The following is a 23,787-nucleotide window of genomic DNA, read 5'->3' as shown; positions in this document are numbered from 1 at the left end:
GCCGGCGGAAGTCGGCGCCGACTTCCGCCGGCTGTAAGGCTTACCCGGCCACCCCGCACAGGGCGTTCGTCGCGCTGGGGAGCGGTGTGGCCTCGGGCAGGCTTTCCCGACCCGGAAGGGGGGTCCGTCGGGTCACGGATGCCGATGCCGGGCGCAGGCGCCCCGCGCCGCCGTAGGTGCGGGCGAACGCCTCCCCCTCCGGGCCCGGAGCGGACAGGAGGGCGAGCCGTTCACGGCGCAGCCGGAGGCCGAAGGCGGACTCCGCCGCGTCCCCCGACGGAAGGTGCAGCAGCTCGAGCAGCCGGTCGGAGAACTCCTGCGTCGCCCAGGCGTCCTGGTGGCGACGCCGTTCGTAACCGGCCAGGACGTCCTCGTCGCCGTCGTGGTGGTAGTGCAGCAGACTGTCCGCGAGGTCGGCGACATCGGCCACCGCCAGGTTGAGTCCCTTGGCTCCCGAAGGCGTCAGCACATGCGCCGCGTCCCCGGCCAGCAGCAGCCGGCCGGCCTGCACGTGGTGGCGGACCCGGCCCCGCAGCCGCAGCATGCCGACCTCGGTCAGCCCGCCCAACCGGGGGTCTCCCGCCTCCGGCCGCAGCCCCAGCCGCAGCGACAGCTGCGAGCGGATGCGCGACTCGGACCACTCCGAGAGCTCCGCGTCCGGCGCCACCTGGAGGTAGAAGCGTGCCAGCCGGGACGTGCGGGGCATCATCCCGGCGAAGCCCGCCTCATGGAGGGCGTACCGGATCCCGTCCACGGGACGGTCCACCTCGGCGAGCACGGTCAGCCAGTCGTAGGGGTAGCGCCGCTCGACGGCTCCGTCCAGGTGCGCGGGGAACGCACGCGCGACCGTACTGCGCGGGCCGTCGCAGCCCACGACGTGATCGGCCGCCAGGACATCGTCCTGACACCGGACGAGCGGACGGGGACCCGAGGTGTCCACGTCGAGGACAGGGCAGTCGAACCGCACCACGCCGCCCGCCTCCTCGAACGAGGCGATCAGGTCGCGGACCAGGAACTGCTGCGGATACACCCAGTGCCCGGCTCCGCCGGACAGGTCCCCGTACGGGATGTGAATCCGCTCCCCGAGACACATGAACTCGCACCAGTCATGGCGGCCGCTCTCGGCCAGCAGCCGATCGGCGAGCCCGTGGTCGCGCAGGTACTCGACCACCCGGTGCTCGATCAGTCCCGCGCGGGCCTGCTGCTCCACCTCGGCCCGGCCGGCCCGTTCCCGGACCTCGACCGAGACGCCGGCCCGGTGCAGCACGTTGGCCAGGACCAGTCCGGCGGGACCCGCACCGACGATGGCCACCTGTACGTGGCGTCGGGGCGCGGTCACGGCCGGCCCGCCAGGGCCAGGGGGGCGCGCAGGGCGGCCGGGACGATCTCGGGGTTGAACAGCTCCGTGATGGTGGCGAGGGGCTGCTCGCCGTGCCACAGAAGGTAGGTCTTGTACGCCGCGGGCTCCCCTCCCCAGGTGCCCAGGCCGACCCCGACGATCGTGCGCCGGTGGCCGGTTCCGGCCGCCTGGAGCATCCGGCCGATCGTCGCCGAACCGTCGGTGAGGCACCGTTCGACGGCCGCGGACACGCCGGACCGGGCCACGATCACGTTCCGGGAGAGGTCCACCCCGCCCGACGACGCCAGTACGGAGCGCCGTTCCAGCAGGATCTCGTCCCAGGAGGCCTCCAGCAGGTCCACCGCCGCCACGGGGGCGTCGCAGGCGCGGACCAGACGGTGGCTCATGCGGCGGACCGAGACCGCGGAGCCGACCCAGGCCTCCAGCAGGGGCGTGGTCAGCCCGTCACTGCCGAGGAGCAGCCGCGTGGTGGTGTGAGCGAAGCTGTCGAGCTCCTCCCGGGTCTCCGTGGCGCCCCGGACGGCGAAACCGTCCGGAAAGAGTTGTTCCGAATCCCGGATGGAAGGCGGCGTCGGCCGGAGCATGGGCACCTCGGAGCACTAGGTGAAAGGAAGCGGTGTGGCTGCGAGTCTGGTGTAGTCGACACGGCCGTACAGCCCCTCAAGGCCCCCACAAAGGCGAGCGCGGAGTGCGACGTCCGGCCCCTACGCGACGGCGTTCCGCAGGGTCCCGGAGGCCCCTCGGCGGGAGACCCGGCGGGAGACTGGCCTGTACGCGTGGCCGATCAGTGTCGTTGCATAAAACTGCGGGCGCACGTATAGTCATGCCATCCATGAGGAGGGTTTCCGATGAAGGTACGAGCAGCAGTCGCGGGCGCGAGCGGATACGCGGGCGGTGAAGTCCTGCGTCTCCTTCTCGCCCACCCCCACGTCGAGATCGGCACCCTGACGGGCCACTCCAACGCGGGTCAGAAGCTCGGCGCCCTCCAGCCCCACCTGCTCCCGCTCGCCGACCGCGTCCTCGCGCCGACCGTCGCCGAGGAGCTCGCCGGGCACGAGGTCGTCTTCCTCGCCCTGCCGCACGGGCAGTCGGCCGCCGTCGCCGAGCAGCTCGGACCCGACGTCCTCGTCGTCGACATGGGCGCCGACTTCCGCCTGGAGAACCCCGCCGACTGGGAGACGTACTACGGCTCCCCGCACGCCGGGACCTGGCCCTACGGGCTCCCCGAGCTGCCGGGCGCCCGCGCCGCCCTCGAGGGCTCCCGGCGCATCGCGGTGCCCGGCTGCTACCCCACTGCCGTCTCGCTCGCCCTCTTCCCGGCGTACGCGAACGGGCTCGCCGAGCCCGAGGCCGTGATCGTCGCCGCCTCCGGGACCTCCGGCGCCGGCAAGGCCGCCAAGCCGCACCTCCTCGGCAGCGAGGTCATGGGCAGCATGTCCCCGTACGGCGTCGGCGGCGGCCACCGCCACACCCCCGAGATGATCCAGAACCTCAGCGGGCCGGCGGGGGAGCGGGTCACCGTCTCCTTCACGCCCATGCTGGCCCCGATGCCCCGCGGCATCCTCGCCACCTGCACGGCCGCCGCGAAGCCGGGCGTCACCGCCGAGTCCGTACGGGCCGTGTACGAGAAGGCCTTCGCGGACGAGCCCTTCGTCCACCTGCTCCCCGAGGGGCAGTGGCCGGCGACGGCGTCCGTCTACGGTTCCAACGCCGTTCAGGTGCAGGTCACGTATGACGCGGCCGCGAACCGGATCATCGCCATCAGCGCCATCGACAACCTCACCAAGGGCACCGCCGGCGGTGCGGTGCAGAGCATGAACATCGCCCTCGGCCTCCCCGAGGCCACCGGACTTTCCACGATTGGAGTCGCTCCGTGAGCGTCACCGCAGCGAAGGGATTCACGGCGGCGGGCATCGCCGCCGGGATCAAGCAGAACGGCAACCCGGACCTGGCCCTCGTGGTCAACACCGGGCCCCGCCGCGCCGCCGCGGGAGTCTTCACCTCCAACCGCGTCAAGGCCGCGCCCGTCCTCTGGTCCCAGCAGGTCCTCGCCGACGGCGAGCTGACCGCCGTCGTCCTCAACTCCGGCGGGGCCAACGCCTGCACCGGCCCGCAGGGCTTCCAGGACACCCACGCCACCGCCGAGAAGGTCGCCGAGGTCCTCAGCGCGAAGGGCGCGACGGGCTCGGAGGTCGGCGCCGGTGACGTCGCCGTCGCCTCCACCGGCCTCATCGGCATCCTGCTCCCGATGGACAAGCTCCTCCCCGGCGTCGAGAAGGCCGCGGGCGAACTCTCCGAGCACGGCGGCGAGAAGGCCGCCATCGCCATCAAGACCACCGACACCGTCCACAAGACCGCCGTGGTCGGCAAGGACGGCTGGACGGTCGGCGGCATGGCCAAGGGCGCCGGCATGCTCGCCCCCGGACTCGCCACCATGCTCGTCGTCCTCACCACCGACGCCGACGTCGACGCCCAGGGCCTGGACACCGCCCTCCGGGGTGCCACCCGCGTCACCTTCGACCGGGTCGACTCCGACGGCTGCATGTCCACCAACGACACGGTCCTCCTCCTCGCCTCCGGCGCCTCCGGCGTCACCCCCGCGCAGGACGAGTTCACCGAGGCCGTACGGGCCGTCTGCGACGACCTTGCCCGCCAGCTCATCGGCGACGCCGAGGGCGCCAGCAAGGACATCCGCATCGAGGTGATCAACGCCGCCACGGAGGACGACGCCGTCGAGGTGGGCCGGTCGATCGCCCGTAACAACCTCCTCAAGTGCGCCATCCACGGCGAGGACCCCAACTGGGGCCGGGTGCTCTCCGCCATCGGCACCACGCGGGCCGCCTTCGACCCGGACCTGCTCAACGTCGCCATCAACGGCGTCTGGGTCTGCAAGAACGGCTCCGTCGGCGAGGACCGCGACCTCGTCGACATGCGCTACCGGGAGGTCGTCATCACCGCCGACCTCTCCACCGGCACCGAGTCCGCCGTCATCTGGGCGAACGACCTCACCGCCGACTACGTCCACGAGAACAGCGCGTACTCGTCGTGAACAATCCCGGAAAGCCCGAGAACCCCACGCGGAAGCACACCGCCCTCCCGAAGGCCCAGATCCTCATCGAGGCCCTGCCCTGGCTCACCCGCCACCACGGCAAGACCGTCGTCATCAAGTTCGGCGGCAACGCCATGATCGACGAGGACCTGAAGGCCGCCTTCGCCCAGGACGTCGTCTTCCTGCGCCACGCCGGCCTCAAGCCGGTCGTGGTGCACGGCGGCGGCCCCCAGATCAGCGCCGCGCTCGACCGGCACGGCATCGTCAGCGAGTTCAAGGCCGGCCTGCGCGTCACCACCGAGGACGCCATGGACGTCGTACGGATGGTCCTCGCCGGCCAGGTGCAGCGCGAGCTCGTCGGACTGCTCAACCAGCACGGCCCGTTCGCCATCGGCATGACCGGTGAGGACGCGCACACCATCACCGCCACCAAGCACCAGCCGGTCATCGACGGCGAGAAGGTCGACATCGGCCGGGTCGGCGAGATCACCGCCATAGACACGGGCGCCATCGAGGCGCTCCTGGAGGACGGCCGGATCCCGGTCATCTCCTCCATCGCCCGCTCCGAGGACGACGGACATGTCTACAACGTCAATGCTGATACGGCGGCTGCGGCACTCGCTGCGGCGCTGGGTGCCGAGACGCTGATGGTCCTGACCGACGTCGAGGGCCTCTACGAGGACTGGCCGAACAGCGACGAGGTCATCAGCAGGCTCACCGCGAGCCAGCTGGAGAAGCTGCTGCCCGAGCTCTCCAGCGGCATGGTCCCCAAGATGGAGGGCTGCCTGCACGCCGTACGGAACGGGGTCACCACGGCCCGCGTGATCGACGGCCGGGTCCAGCACGCGATCCTGCTGGAGATCTTCACCGACGAGGGTGTCGGCACGATGGTCGTGCCGGACGGACAGGGGGACTGATGAGCAGCACCGGCAACGAGCAGCTGACCCAGCGGTGGGAGGGCTCGCTCATGAACAACTACGGCACCCCCCGGCTGCCCCTCGTCCGCGGTGAGGGCGCCAAGGTCTGGGACGCCGACGGCACCGAGTACCTGGACTTCGTCGGCGGCATCGCCGTCAACGCCCTCGGCCACGGGCACCCGGCGATCGTCGAGGCCGTGACCCGGCAGGTCAAGAGCCTCGGTCACGTCTCCAACCTCTTCGTCGCCGAGCCGCCCGTCGCCCTCGCCGAGCGGCTGCTCGGCCTCTTCGGCCGGCCCGGCAGGGTCTTCTTCTGCAATTCGGGCGCCGAGGCCAACGAGGCCGCGTTCAAGCTCGGCCGGCTCACCGGCCGGTCCCACATGGTCGCCACCGACGGCGGATTCCACGGCCGGACCATGGGTTCCCTGGCCCTCACCGGCCAGCCCGGCAAGCAGACGCCCTTCCTGCCGCTGCCCGGTGACGTCACGCACGTCCCGTACGGAGACGTCGAAGCGCTGCGGGCCGCGGTCACCGAGGAGACGGCCTTCGTCATCATCGAGCCGATCCAGGGCGAGAACGGCGTCGTCGTCCCGCCCCCCGGCTACCTCAAGGCCGCCCGGGACATCACCCGCGCCACCGGCACGCTCCTCGTCCTCGACGAGGTCCAGACCGGCATCGGACGCTGCGGCCACTGGTTCGAGTACCAGGCCCACGAAGGCGTCGACCCGGACATCGTGACCCTCGCCAAGGGCCTCGGCGGCGGGCTGCCGCTCGGCGCGACGGTCGCCTTCGGCCCGGCCGCGGAGCTTTTCGGGCCCGGCCACCACGGCACCACGTTCGGCGGCAACCCGATCGCCTGCGCCGCCGGACTCGCCGTCCTGGACACCCTCGGGGCCGACGCGGCCCTCGACCACGTCAAGTCCGTCGGGGAGCGACTGCGCCAGGGAATCGAGGGTCTCGGGCACCCGCTTGTCTCCCACGTCCGCGGTGCGGGCCTCCTGCTGGGTATCGTGCTCACCGAGCCCCTCGCACCCCAGGTGCAGCAGGCGGCTCAGGACGCCGGCCTCCTGGTGAACGCGCCCGCCCCCGATGTCGTACGGATCATGCCTCCGCTGGTCCTCACCGACGCCGAGGCGGACACCTTCCTCCGGGCCCTCCCCGGAGTCCTCGACGTGGTGAACGGGCAAGGACGAAGCGGAGAATGAGACGACGATGACCGACGCGCAGGAGAACGAGCACGGCGGGCCGTCCGTTCCGCAGACCCGCACCGCACGCCACCGCAGGATCGTCGACATCCTCAACCGACAGCCGGTGCGCTCGCAGAGCCAGCTCGCCAAGCTCCTCGCGGACGACGGACTGAGCGTCACCCAGGCGACGCTCAGCCGTGACCTCGACGAGCTCGGCGCGGTGAAGATCCGCAACACCGGCGGAGAGCTGATCTACGCGGTGCCCAGCGAGGGCGGCTTCCGCACCCCGCAGGCGCCGCTCGGCGAGTCCGCCAAGGAGGAGCGCATGCGGCGCCTCTCCGGCGAACTGCTGATCTCCGCCGAGGCCTCGGCCAACCTCGTGGTGCTGCGGACGCCGCCGGGCGCGGCCCAGTTCCTCGCGTCGGCCATCGACCAGGCCGAACTCCACGCGATCCTCGGCACGATCGCCGGCGACGACACCCTGCTGCTCATCAGCCGCGACCCGTCGGGCGGCCAGGCCCTCGCCGACCACCTGCTGCGCCTGGCCCAGAAGGACCGCTGACCCCGACCTCGGTCGGTACCGCATCGCCGTCGGAACGCTCAGCGTTCCGACGGCGATGTGCGTCCGGCGCACCGGCCGTCGCCACGTGCCGCGCGGGCAGCGGCGGAGCCGGGGTACGGGCGCGGGCGCGGAGCCCAGGGAGAGCACGCGGCACCGAGGGCGAGAAGGGTGCCCGGAAGGTCCCACCTACCGGGCCGGGCCCCCGCGTTGCCTCGCCACCCGATTCCGTCGCTGTATCTCCTCGTACCAGCCGGGAATTTCGGCGGCGTGGCGCTCGATGAGCCGCCGGATCTCGGCCCCGTACGGGCCGCCGACCTCCTCGTCCAGCCGGCGCAGCACCCAGACGACCCTGTCGCGCGCCGTCCACCGCAGGGCGAAGTCCGGGTCGTCGGCCAGCCGCAGGGCGGCGAGCAGCTCCCCGGCGTCGTCTTGATGCGTGATCAGGGCGAGTCCGGCGGCACGCTGGGCGAGCGGGCGGCCGGGCGCGGCCAGACGGAGCAGTGAGGAGAGCGGGACACGGCTCGCCATCGGCCGCACCACGTCCTGGGCCACGCGCGTCACTCTCGCCGCGGGGTCCTCCAGGAAGGGCAGGGCCTCCTGTCGATCGAGTCCGTGCCGGGACGCCAGAAGGTTCAACGCCCTGGCCCGTACGTCCTCGTGACGCGCCGTCAGAAGCGCCCGCAAGGCGTCCGGGCTGTGGTGTACGGCTCCGAGGGCGGTGCTCCGCACCGAAGGGTCCGGGTCGTCGGCGAAGGCGACCGGTCCGTCGCCGGGAAGAGCGCCCAGCATCCGCAGGGCGGCGAGCGCCCGCGCCCGCACGGGACCGAGGGCGTGCCGGGTCAGCTCGTGGAACAGCGGGACGTCCTCGGGGCTCCGCCGTTCGGCGAGCTCCGTGATCGCCGCCGGGGTGACGGCCGCCGGGTCCGCGCACAAGGCGCGGTACGCCGGGTACGGATCGGTTCCCGTCGCCCGCAGCTCCCGGCATGCCACGGCGCGCACCCGGTCGTTCGAGTCCGTCAGGTGCCGCGCGAGGTCGTCGACCCGCCCGGCGGACCGCAGACGTCCGACGGCCGCCGCCCGGACGACGGCATCGGGCGCGGTCGACAGAGCGTCGAGGAAGGGGATCGGGTCGTGCTCGGCCAGCAGGGTGGTGAGGGCGTACCGCCGGGCGCCCCGCTCGTGGTGGGAGACGGCCAGCCGCGCCAGGTCCTCGGGACGGAGGAGTCCCTCCACGTGGGCGGCGGTCAGGGCGATGCGCCCGAGCCCGGCGTCCCGGCAGGAGCGCAGGAAGGCGCGGAACCGGGCGACGGCGTCCTCGCGCGCCGCGTCGTCCTCCGCCCGCAGGGACCGGAGCGTGATCCGTATCGCGGCGCGCACCGCGTGCCCGGCGACGCCCGTGTCGACGTCGCGTTCGGCGATCGCGTAGGCCTCCTCCACGTCGAGCAGCGCCGAGGACGCTCCGGCCCGCAGCCCGGCGATACGGCACTCCCTCCTGCGGCTCGCAAGCAGCTGGGCCACCGCCTCCACCTCCGCGGGTGTCCCTTCGGCCCGGGAGAGAACCGCCACCCGGGCCCAGCCCCCGTGCCGACGCAGGTCCAGCAGGAGGGCGAGCGGCACCAGGGCCCGGACGACGCCGTTCCCTACTCCGACTCCGACTCCGACTCCGACTCCGACTCCGACTCCGACTCCGACTCCGGCCCCGGCCCCGACTCCGGCCCCGGCCCCGACTCCGGCCCCGGCCCCGACTCCGGCCCCGGCCCCGACTCCGGCCCCGGCCCCGACTCCGGCCCCGGCCCCGACTCCGGCCCCGGCCCCGGCCCCGACTCCGGCCCCGGCCCCGACTCCGGCCTCGGCGAACGCGCGGTCGAGGACCGATCGGGCGAGATCGCGGACCGTTCCGTCCGTGTCGGCGCACCGGATCAGGACGAGGGGGAGTGCGGACGCGGGCAGCGCTCCGACCTCCGAGAGCCGGAGCGCGGCCGTGCGGAGCCGGGGGTCGTCATGGCAGAGGGACAGCGCGATCTCGGACTCGGTGGGCGGCCGGGACCAGGCCACCGTGCCCGGTCCGCCGTCCGGTCCCGCCTCGTGCCAGTGCGGGGCCGTGGTCCAGTCGGCGAGCTCGCGGTCGTCGAACCAGTGGAAGCCGACCCGGATCCGGCCCCGGGACCAGCGGGGGCCCGGGCGCCAGGTGTGGATCGAGACGCTCTGGTCGAGTGCCACCCAGTCCTCGGCGCGGCCCGCTCCCACGGCCGAGGCGATGCCCTTCCCGTGCAGCAGTCGTTCTCCGGAGGAGTAGTGCTGTACGGGCAGGAGGGGTGGCAGGAGTGCGGGCGGCGTCATGCGGGGGACCTTAGCGGTGTCCGGCGGGCCGCCACCTGCGAATTAGCCGCCCACGCCAGGAGCAGATTGACGAATCATGCGGAGGTCTGCATACTCATGCATGATGATGGTCGCGAGGTTTGAGGAGCAGCTGTGAGCAGCAACAACGGTGACGTCCGGCTCTGGGGCGGCCGGTTCGCCGACGGTCCCGCCGAGGCCCTCGCGAAGCTGTCCGCGTCGGTCCACTTCGACTGGCGCCTCGCGCCGTACGACATCGCCGGCTCCCGCGCCCACGCGCGCGTGCTGCACAAGGCGGGCCTGCTCACCGAGGACGAGCTGACCCGCATGATCGCCGGCCTCGACCTGCTGGAGGCGGACGTCGCCGACGGCTCCTTCGTCGGCACCATCGCCGACGAGGACGTCCACACCGCCCTGGAGCGCGGCCTCCTGGAGCGCCTCGGCGCCGACCTCGGCGGCAAGCTGCGCGCCGGCCGGTCCCGGAACGACCAGGTCGCGACCCTCTTCCGGATGTACCTGCGGGACCACGCCCGGATCGTCGGCGGGCTCATCGCCGAGCTCCAGGACGCCCTGGTCGGCCTCGCCGAGGCCCACGCGGACGTCGCCATGCCGGGCCGTACGCACCTCCAGCACGCCCAGCCGGTGCTCTTCGCCCATCACGTCCTGGCCCACGTCCAGTCCCTCTCCCGGGACGCCGAGCGGCTGCGCCAGTGGGACACCCGGACGGCGGTCTCCCCGTACGGCTCCGGCGCCCTCGCGGGCTCCTCGCTCGGGCTCGACCCGGAGGCGGTCGCCAAGGACCTGGGCTTCGAGCGCGGCTCGGTCGGCAACTCGATCGACGGCACGGCCTCCCGTGACTTCGTCGCCGAGTTCGCCTTCATCACCGCGATGATCGGCATCAACCTCTCGCGGATCGCGGAGGAGATCATCATCTGGAACACGAAGGAGTTCTCCTTCGTGACCCTGCACGACGCCTTCTCCACCGGCTCGTCGATCATGCCGCAGAAGAAGAACCCGGACATCGCCGAGCTGGCGCGGGGCAAGTCGGGCCGTCTCATCGGCAACCTGACGGGCCTCCTCGCCACCCTCAAGGCCCTCCCGCTCGCGTACAACCGCGACCTCCAGGAGGACAAGGAGCCGGTCTTCGACTCCTGCGACCAGCTGGAGGTCCTGCTGCCCGCCTTCACCGGCATGATGGCCACGCTCACGGTCAACCGTGAGCGCATGGAGGAGCTGGCCCCGGCGGGCTTCTCGCTCGCGACGGACATCGCGGAGTGGCTGGTCAAGCAGGGCGTGCCGTTCCGGGTGGCGCACGAGGTCGCGGGCGAGTGCGTGAAGGTCGCCGAGTCCGAGGGCAAGGAGCTGGACGAGCTGACGGACGAGCAGTTCGCCAAGATCTCCGAGCACCTCACCCCCGAGGTCCGCACGGTCCTCAACGTCCCCGGCGCCCTCGCCTCCCGGGACGGCCGCGGCGGCACGGCCCCCTCGGCGGTCGCCACCCAGCTGATCGAGGTCAAGGCGGACCTGGTGATCCAGCACGCCTGGGCCACCGCGAAGAAGTAGGGGCTCGGTAAGTCAGTAGCCCAGTACCCCAGTAGCCCAGTACCCCAGTAGCCCAGTACCCCAGTAGCCCAGTACGTCACAGCGCCGCCGCCCACTCCGCGAGCGCGTCGAAGTCCGGCCGGAGCAGTCCGAGCCGGGGATCGATGTGCAGCAACAGGGCGGCGGCGAGGTGGTTCTGCTCCACGTACTCGTGGTCGTACGACGTGATGTCGTCGTCGACCCAGGCGAACGGCCGCCCCTCCGCGTACTCCAGGATGTACTGCGTCTTCCAGAAGGTCCCGCGAGGGGCCTTTCCGTGCATCCGGGGCCAGTCGATGAACGGCAGCTCGGGCAGCCCGAGGTGCGGCGCGATCCAGTCGTTCGCCTCGCCCTTCCACGTCGTCGCCCACACCAGCTCGTACGCCTCGGCGAGCGCGAGCAGCTCACCCCCGTGCGCCGGGTTGAGCCACACCCGCAGCGGCTTCGTCTCGAACCAGCCGCCCGGCCGCATCCGGTGCGTCGTGTACCCCTCCGGGCGTCGCTCGCGCTGCGCCGCGTACGGATTCAGCGGCCCGTCCACATCGATCAGCAGCAGTGGCTTCGTCATGTTCACAGCATTCCGTCCCGCCTCCGGTGAGGCATCTCAATATCAAGCGAGACATTGATGTCTCATTCGGTGTATGGTCGTCTCATGTCAGTCGATCGCACCCAGGTGCTCCACAGCGCCGCCGCCCTGCTCTCCCGCAAGGCGACCGCCACCATGGACGAGGTCGCGCGGGCCGCCGGGATCGGGCGGGCCACGCTGCACCGGCACTTCGCCGGGCGCGACGCCCTGGTCAGGGCTCTGGAACAGCTCGGGATCCAGGAGCTGGAGTCGGCCCTCGACGAGGCCCGCCTCGACGACGGGCCCGCCGACGAGGCCGTACGCCGGCTCGTCGCCGGGATGGAGCCGATGGCACCCCTGCTGTCGTTCCTCGTGACCGAGAACCAGCTCTTCGAGGGCGACCAGCAGAACGACGGCTGGGCCCGTCTCGACGCCCGGGTCTCCGACCTCTTCCGGCGCGGCCAGGAGCAGGGCGTCTTCCGGATCGATCTGACCCCCGCCTGGCTCACCGAGGCCCTCTACGGGCTCGTCGGTTCCGCCGCCTGGTCCGTGCAGGACGGCCGGGTCGCCGCCAAGGACTTCCAGTACATGATCGTCGAGCTGCTGCTCGGCGGAGCGCGCAGGAGCGTGGAGAAGTGAGCACCAGCACCATCAAGCACCCGGACCATATCGAGGGCGTGCACCGCCCCGGCCGGTGGCTCGCCCTTTCCGTCCTCGTCCTGGCCGTCCTCCTCGTGGCCGTGGACGCCACGGTGCTCGGCCTGGCCACCCCCTTCCTCTCCGAGGACCTCAAGCCCTCCGGCACCCAGCTGCTCTGGATCGGCGACGTCTACTCGTTCGTCATCGCCGGACTCCTGGTCTCCATGGGCAGCCTCGGCGACCGCATCGGCCGCAAGAAGCTGCTGCTCATCGGTGCCACGGCCTTCGGCGCCGTCTCCGTGCTGAACGCCTACGCGACCAGCCCCGAGATGATGATCGTGGCCCGCGCGCTGCTCGGCGTCGCCGGTGCCACCCTGATGCCGTCGACCCTGGCGCTCATCCGGAACCTCTTCCACGACCCGCGCGAGCGCAGCCTCGCCATCGGCATCTGGGGTGCCATGGCCTCGGCCGGCGCCGCCGTCGGACCGGTCGTCGGCGGATTCCTCCTGGAGCACTTCTGGTGGGGCTCGGTCTTCCTCATCAACCTGCCCGTCATGGCGGTCCTCGTCCTCGTCGGCATCAAGATGATCCCCGAGTCGAAGAACCCGAACCCCGGCCCCTGGGACCTCCCCAGCGTCGGCCTCTCCCTCGTCGGCGTGATCGCCGTCGTATACGCGATCAAGGAGCTGGCCTCCCACGGCCTCTCCCTCGACGCGGGCCTCGCCGCCCTCGCCGGCGCCGGCGCCCTGACCTGGTTCGTCCGCAGGCAGCTCACCCTGCCCGCGCCGCTCCTGGACATGCGCCTCTTCCGGCACCGCGGTTTCTCGGGCGCCGTCCTCGCGGACCTGCTGACCATCCTGGGCCTCTCCGGCCTGGTGTTCTTCCTGTCCCAGTTCTTCCAGCTGGTCCAGGGCCGCGAGCCCCTGGAGGCCGGTCTCGCCGAGCTCCCCGCCGCGGTCGGCGCGGTCACGGCCGGTCTCGTCGCGGGTCTCGTGGCCCGACGGTTCTCCGTGCGGTCCGTGGTGGCGGGCGGTCTCGCGGCCGTCGGCCTCTCCCTCGCCGTACTGACCACCCTCGACCAGTCCACCGCCTACCCGATGCTCGGTGCGAGCCTGCTCGTCGTCGGTGTGGGCGCCGGCTTCGCCTTCACCGTCACCGCCGACGTGATCCTCTCCAGCGTCCCGAAGGAGCAGGCGGGTTCCGCCTCGGCCGTCTCCGAGACGGCGTACGAACTCGGCGCCGCGCTCGGCATCGCCGTACTCGGCTCCATCGTCACCGGCGTCTACCGGGACTTCGCCACCCCGGCCGGTGTCCCCTCCGACATCGCCTCGGCCGCCCACGAGTCGCTCGGCGGCGCGGTGGAGGCATCCGGCGCCCTCGCCCCGGACACCGCGACGGCCCTGGTGTCGGCCGCCCAGCTCGCCTTCGTCGACGGTCTGCGGATCGCGGCCGGCGTCGGCGCGGCGGTCCTCCTCGCGGCCTCGGTCGCGGCCTGGTTCCTCCTCAGGGGCCAGAAGCTGGAGGACGGCGTCGAGCACTGACGCCCGCGCAGACGACGGTGCCCCCGTACAGCCGAGGCTGTACGGGGGCACCGTCCTACGTCTACGAGAGTTACGCGGCCTTCGCCTTGGTGGCGTACATGTCCACGTACTCCTGCCCGGAGAGCCGCATCACCTCGGCCATCACCGAGTCCGTCACCGCACGCAGGACGTACCGGTCGCGGTCCATCCCCTCGTACCGCGAGAACTCCATCGGCTCGCCGAAGCGGACCGTGACCCGGCCCGGCCGCGGCAGCCCCGACCCGCCCGGCTGGATCTTGTCCGTGCCGATCATCGCGAACGGCACCACCGGCGCACCGGTCATCAGCGTCAGCCGGGCGATGCCCGTCCGACCCCGGTACAGGCGGCCGTCGGGGGAGCGGGTGCCCTCCGGGTAGATCGAGAAGATCTTGCCCTCCTCCAGGACCCGGCGCCCCGTCATCAGCGCCGCCACACCGCCGCGGCCGCCGTCCCGGTCCACCGGGATCATGCCGACGCTGGTGAAGAACCAGGCCATCGCCCGGCCCTTGATGCCCTTGCCCGTGACGTACTCGTCCTTGCCGATGAAGAAGACCTGGCGGTCCAGGCAGATCGGCATGATCATCGAGTCGATGAAGGTCAGGTGGTTGCCCGCGAGGATCACGGGACCGGTCCCCGGGATGTTCTCGGCGCCCTCCACGCGGGGGCGGAACATCAGGCGCATGACCGGCCCGAGCACTGCCTTGATGATCGCGAGACGGGACAACGGTTCCTCCGGGATGACGCGGGGGTCGGCCAGCTGAGTGTGCAGCTGGCGACGATACTCGCGGGTCACCGCCACGCGCACATCGGGTTCACCGAGTGGATACGCGGTGTTGACGTGTGTTTCCGCCATGTTCGGCACAGGTCTGCCGTCCGTAGGGCGTCCTTGCCTAGCGTCGTAGCTCCCCGTTGACAGGTGCGGGACATCACACACGAGGAGCCTTCATGACACAGGGCGCGCGCCGGACCCCGGCACGGCGGACCGTTCTCGGAGCGGCCGGAGCGGCGGCGGTACTGGGGGCCTCGGCGGCCCTCCCCACGAGCACCGCCCACGCCGACGAGGACCACGCCGACGAGGCCGGCAGCCGCGGTCGCGGCCACGGCTACCGCTCCCTCCCCGTCCCCACCGTCATCGCCCACCGGGGCGCCAGCGGCTACCGCCCCGAGCACACCCTCGGCTCCTACCGCCACGCCCTCGACCTCGGCGCCCACGTCATCGAGCAGGACCTCGTCCCCACCCGGGACGGCCACCTCGTCTGCCGGCACGAGAACGACATCACCGGCACCACCGACGTCGCCGACCACCCGGAGTTCGCCCCCCGGAAGACCACCAAGAGCGTCGACGGCACCACGTTCACCGGCTGGTTCACCGAGGACTTCACGCTCGCCGAACTCAAGACGCTGCGGGCGAAGGAGCGCATCCCCGGCACCCGCCAGAAGAACACCCTCTACGACGGCCGCTGGACGATCCCGACCTTCGAGGAGGTCCTCCGCTGGGCCGAGGAGGAGGGCCGCCGCCGGGGCCGCGAGATCTGGCTCCACGTCGAGACCAAGCACCCCACCTACTTCCGCTCCCTCGGCCTCGGCCTGGAGGAGCGCCTCGCCAGGCTCCTGCGCCGGTACGGACGCCACCGCGCGAACTCCCCGGTCTTCCTGCAGTCCTTCGAGCCCGGCAGCATCCAGCGCCTGGCGCGGCTGGTGGACTCCCCGGGAGTGGTCCTGCTCTCCGGTGCGAGCACCCGCCCCTGGGACTTCGTCCAGGCCGGGGACCCGCGCACCGTCGCCGACCTGGTCACCCCCGAGGGCCTGCGCTGGATCGCCTCGTACGCGCAGGGCATCGGCCCCACGCTCGACCTGGTGATCCCGAAGGACGCGACGGGCCGCCTCGGCACCCCGACCACCCTCGTCCGCGACGCGCACGCGGAGGGGCTGATCCTCCACCCGTACACACACCGCAACGAGAACGCCTTCCTGCCCGCCGACTTCCGTCGCGGCACCGACCCGACGGCGTACGGCGACTCCTTCGGGGCCCTGAAGCGGTACCTGGAGACGGGGATCGACGGCATCTTCTCGGACAACCCCGACACCGCGCTGCTCGCCGCCGCCGACCTCACGGCCGCCGCCCGCGACTGACGGCTTCCCAGGGGAGGAGGTTGTACGGCTCCGGCAGCCGAGCCGGAGCCGCATGACCTCCTCCCGGGTGGTTTACGCCCCGCACCGCAACCGCGACCACCCGCCCGGACATCGTGCCGGTCATGACCACCCCCGTGACCACCTCCGCCCCGGCCCCGGTCCCCGCCGCCGCCGAATCGGCCGCCGACGCCATCGTCGACGCCGCCGCCGAATCGGCCGCCGACTCCGCCCGAGGCCTCCTCGCCGCCCTCGCCCCGCTGCTCGCCGCCGAGTCGGACGCGGAGGCCCCGGCCGCCGGCGTCGATCCCGGCGATCTGGAACAGGCCGTCTGGCTCCGGCTCCTGGAACGCCTCCGCGACACGGGCGTCCCCGAGCGCCCCGCGGACTGGCTCCGCCGCGCCGTCCGCGCGGAGGCCCGCCGCGCCCGCCGGACCACCGACCGGGAGCGCCCCTACCCGGACGAGCCCGCGCCCCGACCGGACGCGGACGGGCCGCACGGCTCCCCGGAGAGCTCCCTCCTCGTCGCCGAACGCCACCGCACCCTCCGCGCCGCCGTCACCCGCACACCCGGCCGATGCCCCCGGCTGCTCACCGCGATGCTCGATCCGGAAGACCCCACGTACCGGGAAATCGCAGGAGAGTTGGGTATCTCACAGGGCAGTCTGGGGCCGATGCGTTCCCGTTGCCTGGGATGCCTGCGCAGAATGCTCGCGGCAGAGGTTCCCGCCCCCGGCCGACGGGGAAGGGTGCGATAAACCGACGGCGAACCACATGAGCGGGAGGCGTGCACACATGGGCCTGAGTGTGACCATCTCAGCAGCGGACGCGCAGGACGCGGAGCACATCCTGAAGCTGCAGTACCTCTGCTACCAGAGCGAGGCGGAGCTGTACGGAGACTGGTCCATCGAACCGCTCACCCAGTCGCTCGACGCCCTGCGCGCCGAACTGGACGAGGGGTACGGGCTCGTGGCCCGGCTCGGTGACGAGGTCGTCGCCTCCGTGCGGGCCCGCCTCGACGAGGACGGCACGGTACGGATCGCCAAGCTGATCGTCCATCCGCGCATGCAGCGCCACGGCCTCGGTGGCCGGCTCCTCGACGGCATCGAGCGCCACTTCGCCGCCGCGACCGCCCCGGCGGAGCCCTCCGCCAAGCGCTTCCAGCTCTTCACCGGCCACCGCAGCGAGGGCAATCTGCGGCTCTACCGCAGCAAGGGGTACGCACAGGTGGGCGTTCGGGAACTGGGCCCGAAGCTCACCCTGGTCACCCTGGAGAAGGCCGCCTGATTCAGGCCGGCGTCACCGCGCGGGACCTGCGCAGCCACCAGATGCCGGTCACGGGCAGCAGCACCGGAATGAACAGGTAGCCGTAGCCGTAGTCCGACCAGACCGTCGCGTCCGGGAAGGCGGACGGTTCGACCAGCGTCCACGTCCCTACGACCAGGACGCCCGCGAGCTCGGCGGCGCAGCAGAACAGCGCCGCCCTGCGGGCCGTCTCCCCGCCCCGTACGAGCGTGTACGTGATGAACGCGTAGACCACCGCCGCCACCGCCGAGAGGGCGTACGCGAGCGGCGCCCGGTCGAACTCGGTCGCGATCTGGTAGATCGAGCGGGAGACCGCGCCGACCGACATCACGCCGTACAGCCAGACGAGCAGGATGCCCGGGCCCGTGACGAGACGGGTCCTCGTGCCCTGTGCCGCCTTCTCCTGCGTCGCGGTCATGGTCAGCCCACCGTCCAGATGTCGTGGAGACGTACTTCGAGTACGGCGAGGACGACCGCACCGGCGGCCACCGTCGCCGAGCCCCACCGGCTGCGCTCCGCGAGCGACATGAATCCCGCGATGGGCACCGCGCACAGCGCGCCCAGCAGATAGGCGACGAAGATCGTCGCGCCTTCCTCGGCCTTCTCGCCGCGCACGAGCTGCACGATGCCGACGATCAGCTGGACCAGGACGAGGAACGTCACCACGGCCATGCCGATGAAGTGCCAGTCCTTGGTCGGCTGGTCCCGGTAGGCGGCGAAGCCGCACCAGGCGGCGAGGGCGAGGGCGGCCACGGAGACCGCGACCGTCAGGGCGTCGAGCATGCGCCCGAGGGTATTACGGCCTGAAAGGCCCGATGCGCTCGACCCCCGTCTCCTCCTCCACGGGGTCCGCGGCGCCCCGCCGAGCCCCGGCCGGCGGTGGGCGCACCGCGTGCGTGGCCTTGGCCACACCCGGCCCGGAACCCGACCCTCGGCCGGTCCGGAGCAGGCACGGACGGCACCGGCCCACGGCGGCCTTCCCCGCAGGCCACACGCGGGGGAGCGGGGGTCGCGCGCCCCCTGGGGGCTGTCCACAGGGTGTCTCAGCGGCGTCCGCTATTCGGACATCGCACTTTCGTTCGCGACTGCGCATGCTTTACTTGCAGACATGACCACGACGAGCAGCCGCATCCTTGCGACCGAGGCGATCACGACGCCCGGTGCTCGTTGTATGTGTCGAATGTGCGCCTTCTGAGGGCCCCCGCCTGAGTTTCGCGCCCCGAAGCGAGACCGACGGCCGAGCCGTTCCTCCCGCCACGTGGCGGCGGACCGTGCCCGCCCCGCGCACCCGTGCCCCCCGGCCATCCGCCGGACCGGCCTCCGTGCGCCTGACTGTCCGAAAGACGAATGCCCCGTGCCCGGCGGAACCCGCGTCGCGCACTCGATAGTGACGGAAACCCTGTGATCACCACTTCGGGCCTGACCAAGGTCTACGAGTCGCGCGGCCGCCAGGTCACCGCTCTGGACGGCGTCGACCTGCACGTCCGTGAGGGCGAGGTCTTCGGCGTGATCGGCCAGAGCGGCGCCGGCAAGTCCTCGCTCATCCGCTGCGTCAACCTCCTGGAGCGCCCCACCTCCGGCACCGTGACCGTCGACGGCCTCGACCTCACCGCGCTCGCCGGAAAGAGCCGCCGCGCCGGCAAGGACCTGCGCCGGGCGCGCAGCAGCATCGGCATGGTCTTCCAGCACTTCAACCTGCTGTCCTCCCGCACGGTCAAGGACAACATCGAGCTCCCCCTGGAGATCCTCGGCGTCTCCGGCGCCGAGCGCTCCCGCCGTGCCCTCGAACTCCTCGACCTCGTCGGCCTCGCCGACAAGGCCACCTCGTACCCGGGTCAGCTCTCGGGCGGCCAGAAGCAGCGCGTCGGCATCGCCCGCGCCCTCGCCGGCAAGCCCAAGGTCCTCCTCTCCGACGAGGCGACCAGCGCCCTCGACCCGGAGACCACCCGCTCCATCCTCCAGCTCCTGCGCGACCTCAACCAGCAGCTCGGCCTCACCGTCCTGCTCATCACGCACGAGATGGACGTCGTCAAGACCGTCTGCGACTCCGCCGCGCTGATGCAGCACGGCCGCGTCGTCGAGTCCGGCACCGTCGGCGAACTGCTCGCCACCCCCGGCTCCCAGCTGGCGGCCGAGCTCTTCCCGGTCAGCGGCACTTCCACGGGCCCCGACCGCACGGTCGTCGACGTCACCTTCCACGGCGAGTCCGCGACCCAGCCGGTCATCTCGCAGCTCTCCCGCACGTACAACATCGACATCTCGATCCTCGGGGCGGCGATGGACACCGTGGGCGGCAAGCAGATCGGCCGGATGCGGATCGAGCTCCCCGGACGGTACGAGGACAACGTCGTCCCGGTCGGCTTCCTGCGCGAGCAGGGTCTCCAGGTCGAGCCCGTCGACGAGACCCCCGAAGAGGACACCGCACAGGCCGCCACCGCGCCCGTACTGGTCAAGGAAGGTGCCAAGTGACCTGGTCCGAGATGCAGCCCCTGCTGGAGCAGGGCACCGTCGACACGCTCTACATGGTCCTGTGGGCCACCGTCGTCACCGTGTTGGGCGGCCTGCCGCTCGGCATCCTCCTCGTCCTCACGGACAAGGGCGGACTGCTGCAGAACCGGGCGGTGAACAAGACCGTCGGTGCGATCGTGAACATCGGGCGTTCGCTGCCCTTCATCATCCTGCTGATCGCGCTGATCCCCTTCACCACCTTCGTCGTCGGCACCTTCATCGGTCCCACCGCGATGATCGTGCCGCTCGCCATCGGCGCCATCCCCTTCTTCGCGCGCCTCGTCGAGACGGCGATCCGCGAGGTCGACCACGGGCTCGTCGAGGCCGTCCAGGCCATGGGCGGCGGCATCCCCACCATCGTCCGCAAGGTGCTCCTCCCGCAGGCCCTGCCCTCGCTCGTCTCGGGCGTCACCACCACCGTGATCGTGCTCATCGGCTACTCCGCGATGGCCGGCGCGGTCGGCGGCGAAGGCCTCGGCTCCAAGGCCGTGACCTACGGATACCAGCGCTTCGACACCACGTTCATGCTCGTCACCGTGGTCGTCCTGGTCCTGATCGTGACCGTCGTCCAGCTCATCGGCGACGGAGCCGTCCGGCTCCTCGCCCGCCGGGGCCGCACGGCCTGAGCCGTACCGCCCCACCCCAAGGCTTCGTCTTTCGAAGAACAGCCCGGACTTGTTGTCCAGGCGTCCACCGCACCACCGGAAAGAGGCACTCTTCGTGCGTAAGAACATCAAGCTCACCGCCGGTATCGCCGCCACCGCCGCCCTCGCCCTCGGCCTCTCCGCCTGCGGCACCTCCTCGGACCCGTCCTCCACCAAGGACACGGCCGGCTCCGGCGACACCTCCAAGCCGCTCGTCGTCGCCGCGTCCCCGACGCCGCACGCCGACATCCTCAACTTCGTCAAGGAGAACCTGGCCGAGAAGGCGGGCCTGAAGCTGGAGGTGAAGGAGTTCACGGACTACGTCCTGCCGAACACCGCCACCCAGTCCGGCCAGGTCGACGCCAACTTCTTCCAGCACAAGCCGTACCTCGACGACTTCAACCAGAAGAACAAGACCACCATCGTCCCCGTGGTCAACGTCCACCTGGAGCCGCTGGGTCTCTACTCCAAGAGCCTCAAGTCGGTGAAGGACATCAAGGCCGGCCAGACCATCGCCGTGCCGAACGACACCACCAACGGCGGCCGCGCGCTCCAGCTGCTCGCCGAGAACGGCCTGATCACCCTCAAGCCGGGCGTCGGCACCAACGCCAAGCTCTCCGACATCACCGACAAGAAGGGCCTGGAGTTCAAGGAGCTGGAGGCCGCCACCGTGCCCCGCGCCCTGAACGACGTGGACGCCGCCGTCATCAACGGCAACTACGCCATCGAGGCCAAGCTCTCGCCGGCGAACGACGCCCTCGTCCTGGAGAAGTCGGAAGGCAACCCGTACGCCAACTTCCTCGCCGTCAAGGAGGGCAACGAGAAGGACGCCCGCGTGCAGAAGCTCGCCGAGCTCCTCAACTCGCCCGAGGTGAAGAAGTACATCGAGGACACCTACAAGGGCTCGGTCATCCCGGCCTTCGGCGCCGTCGCCAAGTAAGGCCCGCCGGACCCCGTCGAGCAAGGGCCCGCCCAGCAGGGCCCGACGCCCGAAAATCCGTCCGAGGGACCGTCAGGCCGGTTCCCCCGTACAGTCCTTGTGACGAAGGCCCCCGCATCCCGTCCGATGCGCGGGGCCTTCGTCGCGTCCTCCCGCACACCCGACCCGGCCATGCGCACCGGCGGTCGCATACTGCATGCTGTGCGTTCACGGTCGATTCGGACGGTCCACGGCATGGAGCTGCGCATGACTACCACCTTCCCGGACATCTCCATCAACACGGACCGGTTGGTGCTGCGCGCGCTCGAAGAGGCGGACGCCCCCGCCCTCGCCGAGATGATGAACGACGACCAGGTCGGCGCCTGGACCGCCGTGCCCCAGCCCTACAGCGAGGCGGCCGCCCGTACCTGGATCACCGAGTACGCGCCCGCCGAACGCGCCGCGGGGCGGGGCATCGACCTCGCCGTCACCGAGTTCCTGACCCAGCGTCTGGTCGGGGTGATCCAGCTGGGCAACACCAACTGGCGGGTCAGATCCACCGAGATCTCCTACATCATCGCCCCCTGGGCCCGCGGTGAGGGTTACGCCTCCGAAGCCGCGCTCGCCACCGCCCAGTGGCTCTTCGGCGACCAGAAGTTCGAGCGCCTCGAACTGCGCACCGCGGCGGACAACACCGCCTCCCAGCAGGTCGCCCAGAAGATCGGCTGCATCAGCGAAGGCGTCCTGCGGAACGCCTGCATAGCCCGCACCCGCACCGAGGACGGCGGCTGGACCGACCTGCGCACCGACTTCATCGTCTGGGGCCTCCTCCCCGAGGACCTCGACGGCGTCGCCGACCAGATGGCCGAGGCCGGGTACTCCTCGTACACCGACTGGAGCTGAGCGGGAACGCCTCGCCCGGGAGCCGGGCCCGGAGGACCGAGCGGTAGCCAGGCCCGGAGAACCGAGCCCGGGAGCCGGGAGCGGCTCGGGGCGCCGAGCCCGCAGGCCGCCGCCGGGGTACGCTCGGCACGCCCCCGACCTGCGACAACACCACAGGAGACAGACGACGATGGCCGACCGGGTCACGGTGATCGGCTGGGACGGCTCGCCCCTCACCTCGGCGGCCCGGTCCGCGCTCTCCGCCGCCACCCTCGTGGCCGGCGCCGCCCACCACCTGGCGCTGCCCGAGGTGCCGCCCGCCGCCGAGCGCGTCCGCCTCGGCAGCGTCGACCTCGCCGCCCGCCGCATCGCCGGCCACCGCGGCACCGCCGTCGTCCTCGCCGACGGCGACCCCGGCTTCTTCGGCGTCGTCCGCACCCTGCGCGCCCCCGAGCACGGCCTGGAGATCGAGGTCGTCCCCGCCGTCTCCTCCGTCGCCGCCGCCTTCGCCCGGGCCGGGATGCCGTGGGAGGACGCCCGGATCGTCGTCGCCCACCAGCGCACCCTGCGCCGTGCCGTCAACGTCTGCCGCGCCCACCCCAAGGTCGCCGTCCTCACCTCACCGGGCGCGGGCCCCGCGGAACTCGCCCTCCTCCTCGACGGGGTCCACCGCACCTTCGTCGTCTGCGAGGAACTCGGCACCGACCGCGAACAGGTCTCGGTCCTCACCTCCGACCGGGCCGCCGACCACTCCTGGCGCGACCCGAACGTCGTCCTCGTCATCGGAGGCACGGGCGGCGGGGGAGCAGCCGGCACCCCGACGGTCCCCTGGCTGATGGGCCAGGACACGGCAGCGCGGTCCGTACGGGGCTGGGGCCTGCCCATGGAGGAGTACGCCCCCGAGGGGCACGGCACACGGGGACACGGTCCCGGGGCCCCCGGCACCGCCCCCGCGCTCCGGCCCGGAGCCGGCGAGGACCCGGCCCTGCGCGCCGCCCAACTGGCCCGCCTCGGCCCCCGAATCGGCGACCTCGTCTGGGACATCGGCTGCGCGGGCGGCGCCTTCGCCGTGGAGGCCGCCCGCTTCGGCGCCGCCGTCATCGCCGTGGACACCGACCCGGCCGCCTGCGCCCGCACCGAGGCGGCCGCCCGGCGCCACGGCGTACCGCTGCAGACCGTCCAGGGCCGCGCCCCGCACGTACTGGAGCGGCTGCCCGAACCCGATGTCGTACGGATCGCGGCCGGCGGCGTCCCCGTCGTCACCGCCTGCACCGACCGGCGGCCGGAGCGGATCGTCGCCCACGCCTCCACCCGCGACGAGGCCGAGGCCATCGGCACCGCCCTCGCCGAAGGGGGCTACGCCGTCGAGAGCCTGCTCCTCCAGACCGTCGGACTGGACCCCGCCGACTGGACGGAACGCGAGCGTTCGGTCGTGTTCCTGCTGGCAGGCCGCAGGATCGACCTCCCCGCCGCTTCGCGGGGGTGACCCCACCCGTGACCTTTCCGCCCCCAAGGGACAGGTAGGCTGGCCGATTGTTGTACCGCAGCGGGACGTTCGGCATTTCGGGCTCCAATATCCGGAATTAGTAGCCGTTCCGACTCGCCGATGTGGTACGCAGCAAGGGGGGACCGCGCGACGTGGC

At 71.9% G+C, this 23,787-nt stretch carries 23 protein-coding genes; 16 read left to right on the top strand and 7 right to left on the bottom strand.

Translation table 11 applies throughout. The features are described 5' to 3' along the window. Window positions 1-40 precede the first annotated feature (40 nt). Window positions 41-1,339 carry an FAD-dependent monooxygenase gene (locus tag OG580_RS06225; protein WP_267042628.1) on the bottom strand — a complete coding sequence of 433 codons (1,299 nt, stop codon included), beginning with the start codon at window positions 1,337-1,339 and terminating at the stop codon, window positions 41-43. Further along, window positions 1,336-1,944 (bottom strand): chorismate pyruvate-lyase family protein, encoded by a 609-nt coding sequence (locus OG580_RS06220; RefSeq protein WP_267042627.1) that lies wholly within the window; start codon window positions 1,942-1,944, stop codon window positions 1,336-1,338. The genes OG580_RS06225 and OG580_RS06220 overlap by 4 nt, the downstream gene beginning before the upstream one ends. A gap of 264 nt (window positions 1,945-2,208) precedes the next feature. Here OG580_RS06220 and argC point away from each other — a divergent pair, with 264 nt between their 5' ends. The 5 genes from argC to OG580_RS06195 are packed head-to-tail and all read left to right on the top strand — an operon-like array spanning window position 2,209 to window position 7,075. Then, window positions 2,209-3,237, top strand: a complete 1,029-nt coding sequence (argC, locus tag OG580_RS06215) for an N-acetyl-gamma-glutamyl-phosphate reductase (protein WP_267042626.1) — start codon at window positions 2,209-2,211, stop codon at window positions 3,235-3,237. Next, window positions 3,234-4,409 carry a bifunctional glutamate N-acetyltransferase/amino-acid acetyltransferase ArgJ gene (gene argJ / locus OG580_RS06210; RefSeq protein ID WP_267042625.1) on the top strand — a complete coding sequence of 392 codons (1,176 nt, stop codon included), beginning with the start codon at window positions 3,234-3,236 and terminating at the stop codon, window positions 4,407-4,409. The genes argC and argJ overlap by 4 nt, the downstream gene beginning before the upstream one ends. Continuing rightward, window positions 4,406-5,326: an acetylglutamate kinase gene (argB, locus tag OG580_RS06205; RefSeq protein ID WP_267042624.1), complete on the top strand. Its 921-nt coding sequence runs from the start codon at window positions 4,406-4,408 to the stop codon at window positions 5,324-5,326. Before argJ ends, argB begins: the two co-directional genes overlap by 4 nt. Next, the gene (locus OG580_RS06200; RefSeq protein ID WP_267042623.1) at window positions 5,326-6,531 is read left to right on the top strand and encodes an acetylornithine transaminase; all 1,206 of its coding nucleotides are present in this window, start codon (window positions 5,326-5,328) and stop codon (window positions 6,529-6,531) included. Before argB ends, OG580_RS06200 begins: the two co-directional genes overlap by 1 nt. A 7-nt stretch (window positions 6,532-6,538) precedes the next feature. Continuing rightward, entirely contained in the window at window positions 6,539-7,075 is a 537-nt protein-coding gene (locus OG580_RS06195) for an arginine repressor (protein ID WP_056566545.1), read from the top strand. A gap of 186 nt (window positions 7,076-7,261) precedes the next feature. Here the strand turns inward: OG580_RS06195 and OG580_RS06190 are convergent, their stop codons facing one another. Continuing rightward, window positions 7,262-9,415 (bottom strand): hypothetical protein, encoded by a 2,154-nt coding sequence (locus OG580_RS06190; protein ID WP_267042622.1) that lies wholly within the window; start codon window positions 9,413-9,415, stop codon window positions 7,262-7,264. 132 nt (window positions 9,416-9,547) lie between these two features. Between OG580_RS06190 and argH the strand changes: the two genes are divergently transcribed. Next, window positions 9,548-10,975, top strand: coding sequence for an argininosuccinate lyase (argH, locus tag OG580_RS06185; RefSeq protein WP_267042621.1), 1,428 nt, complete (start codon window positions 9,548-9,550; stop codon window positions 10,973-10,975). A 76-nt stretch (window positions 10,976-11,051) separates the two neighbouring features. Here the strand turns inward: argH and OG580_RS06180 are convergent, their stop codons facing one another. After that, window positions 11,052-11,561, bottom strand: a complete 510-nt coding sequence (locus OG580_RS06180; protein WP_267042620.1) for an HAD domain-containing protein — start codon at window positions 11,559-11,561, stop codon at window positions 11,052-11,054. A gap of 84 nt (window positions 11,562-11,645) precedes the next feature. Here OG580_RS06180 and OG580_RS06175 point away from each other — a divergent pair, with 84 nt between their 5' ends. After that, on the top strand, window positions 11,646-12,197 hold the full coding sequence (locus OG580_RS06175; RefSeq protein WP_267042619.1) for a TetR/AcrR family transcriptional regulator: 552 nt from the start codon (window positions 11,646-11,648) through the stop codon (window positions 12,195-12,197). Then, entirely contained in the window at window positions 12,194-13,738 is a 1,545-nt protein-coding gene (locus OG580_RS06170; protein ID WP_267042618.1) for an MFS transporter, read from the top strand. Before OG580_RS06175 ends, OG580_RS06170 begins: the two co-directional genes overlap by 4 nt. Before the next feature lie 70 nt (window positions 13,739-13,808). On the opposite strand, the gene OG580_RS06165 is transcribed toward OG580_RS06170, so the two are convergent. Then, complete coding sequence (locus tag OG580_RS06165; RefSeq protein WP_267047912.1) at window positions 13,809-14,480, bottom strand: 1-acyl-sn-glycerol-3-phosphate acyltransferase; 672 nt, start codon at window positions 14,478-14,480, stop codon at window positions 13,809-13,811. 221 nt (window positions 14,481-14,701) lie between these two features. Here OG580_RS06165 and OG580_RS06160 point away from each other — a divergent pair, with 221 nt between their 5' ends. From OG580_RS06160 to OG580_RS06150, 3 genes are all read left to right on the top strand, one after another. Beyond that, on the top strand, window positions 14,702-15,889 hold the full coding sequence (locus OG580_RS06160) for a glycerophosphodiester phosphodiesterase (protein WP_267042617.1): 1,188 nt from the start codon (window positions 14,702-14,704) through the stop codon (window positions 15,887-15,889). Window positions 15,890-16,011: 122 nt separating this feature from the next. Continuing rightward, window positions 16,012-16,644 carry a sigma-70 family RNA polymerase sigma factor gene (locus OG580_RS06155; protein WP_267042616.1) on the top strand — a complete coding sequence of 211 codons (633 nt, stop codon included), beginning with the start codon at window positions 16,012-16,014 and terminating at the stop codon, window positions 16,642-16,644. Between the two features lie 37 nt (window positions 16,645-16,681). After that, the gene (locus OG580_RS06150; protein ID WP_267042615.1) at window positions 16,682-17,173 is read left to right on the top strand and encodes a GNAT family N-acetyltransferase; all 492 of its coding nucleotides are present in this window, start codon (window positions 16,682-16,684) and stop codon (window positions 17,171-17,173) included. Window position 17,174: 1 nt separating this feature from the next. Here the strand turns inward: OG580_RS06150 and OG580_RS06145 are convergent, their stop codons facing one another. Next, entirely contained in the window at window positions 17,175-17,609 is a 435-nt protein-coding gene (locus OG580_RS06145) for a hypothetical protein (RefSeq protein ID WP_267042614.1), read from the bottom strand. A gap of 2 nt (window positions 17,610-17,611) precedes the next feature. After that, a complete protein-coding gene (locus tag OG580_RS06140) occupies window positions 17,612-17,974 on the bottom strand; it encodes a hypothetical protein (protein ID WP_267042613.1) in 363 nt (120 codons plus the stop codon). Window positions 17,975-18,592: 618 nt separating this feature from the next. Between OG580_RS06140 and OG580_RS06135 the strand changes: the two genes are divergently transcribed. From OG580_RS06135 to cbiE, 5 genes are all read left to right on the top strand, one after another. Further along, entirely contained in the window at window positions 18,593-19,660 is a 1,068-nt protein-coding gene (locus OG580_RS06135; protein ID WP_267042612.1) for a methionine ABC transporter ATP-binding protein, read from the top strand. Then, entirely contained in the window at window positions 19,657-20,325 is a 669-nt protein-coding gene (locus tag OG580_RS06130; RefSeq protein ID WP_267042611.1) for a methionine ABC transporter permease, read from the top strand. Before OG580_RS06135 ends, OG580_RS06130 begins: the two co-directional genes overlap by 4 nt. 94 nt (window positions 20,326-20,419) lie before the next feature. After that, window positions 20,420-21,283 (top strand): MetQ/NlpA family ABC transporter substrate-binding protein, encoded by an 864-nt coding sequence (locus OG580_RS06125; protein ID WP_267042610.1) that lies wholly within the window; start codon window positions 20,420-20,422, stop codon window positions 21,281-21,283. 246 nt (window positions 21,284-21,529) lie between these two features. Continuing rightward, on the top strand, window positions 21,530-22,165 hold the full coding sequence (locus tag OG580_RS06120; RefSeq protein ID WP_267042609.1) for a GNAT family N-acetyltransferase: 636 nt from the start codon (window positions 21,530-21,532) through the stop codon (window positions 22,163-22,165). 169 nt (window positions 22,166-22,334) lie between these two features. After that, entirely contained in the window at window positions 22,335-23,630 is a 1,296-nt protein-coding gene (cbiE, locus tag OG580_RS06115; protein ID WP_267042608.1) for a precorrin-6y C5,15-methyltransferase (decarboxylating) subunit CbiE, read from the top strand. Window positions 23,631-23,787 lie beyond the last annotated feature (157 nt).

This window comes from Streptomyces sp. NBC_00094 (genome assembly GCF_026343125.1).
Lineage (GTDB): Bacteria > Actinomycetota > Actinomycetes > Streptomycetales > Streptomycetaceae > Streptomyces.
Note: the sequence above shows the minus strand (reverse complement) of the source record. Positions and strands in the feature narration are given on the sequence as shown.